General features: G+C 71.5%; 1 protein-coding gene. It reads left to right on the top strand.

Features of this window, described 5'->3' with window-relative positions:
* Positions 1–2,766, top strand: a 2,766-nt coding sequence (locus tag ACZ6O2_RS36400; RefSeq protein ID WP_466026202.1) for an AMP-binding protein, incomplete at its 5' end; no start/stop codon positions are given.
* Between the last annotated feature and the right edge of the window lie 408 nt (positions 2,767–3,174).

The raw sequence follows: 3,174 nt of genomic DNA, 5'->3' as shown, positions 1-3,174 counted from the left end.
CACGGCGCGCGGGTCGTACTCACCGTCGGCGCGGTCGCCCCACGCGTCCCGGCCGAGGACGGCGTACGGGTGGTCGCCCTGGACGACGACTGGCCCACGGTGGAAGCGACCGAACCCGTCGACCTGCCGGTGGTGGACACCTCCGGGCCGGCGTTCGTGATCTACACGTCGGGGTCGACCGGGAAGCCGAAGGGCGTGGTGTTGACCCATGCCATGCTGACGAACTTCCTCAGCTGGATGCGCGAGGAGTGCGAGGTCGGCCCCGACAGCCGGATGCTGCACTGCTGCGCCCCCGTGTTCGACGTGGCCCTGGGCGAGATCTACACCGCCCTGACCTCCGGCGCACGCGTCGTGGTCTGCTCCCGCGACGACCTGCTCGACGCCCGCCGGTTGACGGAGCTGATCGCCAAGGAGCAGACCAGCCACGCGTTCTGCCCGCCCACCAACCTCGCCGCGGTCGACCCCGCCGACTGCCCGAGCATGTCCTGCGTGACCCTCGCCGGGGAACCGGTCCCGCCCCGCATGGCCCAGCGCTGGCTGGCCGCCGGCACCCGTCTGATCAACGCCTACGGGCCGGCCGAGGCCGCCGTGGCGTGCACCTGGTACGACGCCAGGGCCGGCTGGGGCGGCGCGTACGTGCCCATCGGCCGGCCCATGCCCAACCGACAGATCCGCGTCGTCGACGCGAACCTGAACCTCGTCCCGATGGGCGTCCCCGGCGAAATCCTCATCACCGGCTTCGGCGTCGCCGACCGCTACCTCAACCGCCCCGAACTCACCACCCAACGCTTCGTCACCGACCCCCACGGCGGCGGGGTTGCCTACCGCACCGGCGACCTCGGCCGATGGAACACCACCGGGGCCCTGGAAATCCTCGGCCGCATGGACCACCAGGTCAAAGTCAACGGCATCCGCATCGAACTCGGCGAGATCGAGGCCGTCCTCGAACAGCACCCCGACGTCGGCACGGCGGTGGTCGTCCGCCGGGAAGACCAGGGTGTCGCCCGGTTGGCGGGCTATGTGACCGGCCGGGACGGCCGAACCCCGGTCGTGAACGAACTACGCGCACACGCCGCGACCGCCCTGCCCCCGTACATGGTCCCGGCCGTGATCATGGTCCTCGACAGGTTCCCCGTCGGCGGCACCGGCAAGATCGACCGACGCGCCCTACCCGAACCCGGCTCGCAGCGCCCCGACCTCGGCGTGGACTACGTCGCACCCGCGACCGACGAGGAACGGCTGGTCACGGGCGTGTTCGCCGCCGTGCTGGGCATCGAGGGCATCGGCACCCGCGACAGCTTCTTCGACCTCGGCGGCACCTCCCTCCAGTCCGCTGCCCTCGCCACCGCCATCGACGAAGCCGCCGACGTGGTCGTACCCGTCTCCCAGATCCACCGCACCCCCACGCCACACGAACTGGCCCGCTGGCTCACCACCGCACCCCGCCGCACCCATGCAAGGCTGGAACCGCCCGTCGCCGGACGCCCCGACCCGTCCGGGCCCGTGCCGCTGACCGTCTCGGTCGCCAAGTTCGTCTGGCTCCCCTTCGACCTGGTCTGCCCCACCACCTGGTGGATCGAGGGTGAACTGGACCTGCGGGCGCTGATGGCCGCGCTCGGCGACGTGCACCGCCGACACGAGGCACTGCACGCCCGCTACCGACGCGTCGACCCGCCCGTCGCCGTCATCCCGCCCAACCCCGGCATGCCCCAGCTACGACTCCTCACCGACGCCACCAACGAACAGGACGCCCTGGACCAACTCGCCGAAGCCGTGCAACAACCCCTCGACTACACCCAGGGCCGCAACTGGCGCGCCGCCCTCATCCGCGAACGCTCCACCAACCGCATCCTGTTCGGCGTCGGCATCCACCACATCGCCTTCGACGGCTGGTCACACGCACTGCTGGTACGCGACCTCAGCCACTCCTACACCGCCCGGCTCGCTGGGAAGGCCCCGGTGTGGGAGCGGCCCGCGCCCACCCTGCGCCAGTTCCACGACGAATACACCCGCCTACGCGACGCCACCGACCTGGAGACGCAGCGGGTCTACTGGCGCGGGCAACTGCGCGGACTCTCCCGCCAGGGCGAGGGCCGACCCCAGGAACTCCTGGAGCAGACCCCGACCTGGGGCCCGAAGACCGGGCACACCGTCACCGTCACTTCCGCCGTGCTGGAACGCTGGGACCGCGCCGCCCGCGAACGCCGGTTCAGCCGCTCCGCCTACTTCGCCGCCGCCTACGCCTCCGCACTGCGCGCCATCCACCAGCAGGACGACATCGGCATGGTGATGATCGTCGCCCAACGGGGCAGCCGCATCCTCGACTCCACCTTCACGAGCAGGATCAACACCAACTGCCTCCGGGTCCGGTTCGACGGGCCGCGGAAGGACCTGGCGCGGGCCGTCCAGCAGACCCTGGACGAGCTGATGGCCGCCCAGGACATCCCCTTCCTGGAGAGCGCCGCCGACCCGGCCCTCGGCCTGCCCCGCGAGGTGGCCAACAGCCTGCCCGCCTTCGCCTACCAGGACAACGTGGTGCTTCCGCTGGAACTGCCCGGCTGCCGCACCGAGGAGGTCGTCGAACCGTACGCCCGGGAGTGGTCGGGCGCCTGCCTCGTCGAGGTGCTTCCCGGCCGAGAGGACGTCCTCCTGCGCGTCACCGTCCGCACCGACCTGGTCCCGCCTCCTGTCGCCGAGGTGCTGGCCGCGTCGATGCTGCGCTTCCTCGAAGCCGGACCCCAGGTCGACGACGACCCGACACACTGAGCGGGCAGTCACGACCTTCGCACATCTCACCTGTGAGGGAAGCCCTCATTGTCGCCCGGATGGCCGATCGCCACCGACGTGACCGAAGGAGCCTGCCGGCATCTGATCGAAGTCCGGATGGACATCACCGGCAGTGGCGGAGTGCCGCCAAGGCGCAGAACCGCCAGCCGTGATCCGTATTCCGCGAGACGATGCGCTGCCACGATCCGTGCAGACCACGCATTCGCGGAAGGAAATCCCATGTCTGTCCACCACCGATGGGCCCGGTTCGGCCGGGCCGTGGGTGTCGTCGCCCTGACGGTGAGCGTTGCCGCCGCCGCGGCGCGGGGGGGGGGGGGGGGGGGGGGGGGGGGGGGGGGGGGGGGGGGGGGGGGGCCAAAGGGGGGGGGGAAAAAGGGAGCGGCGGGG

The organism is Micromonospora sp. NPDC048040 (assembly GCF_055587185.1).
Note: the sequence above shows the minus strand (reverse complement) of the source record. Positions and strands in the feature narration are given on the sequence as shown.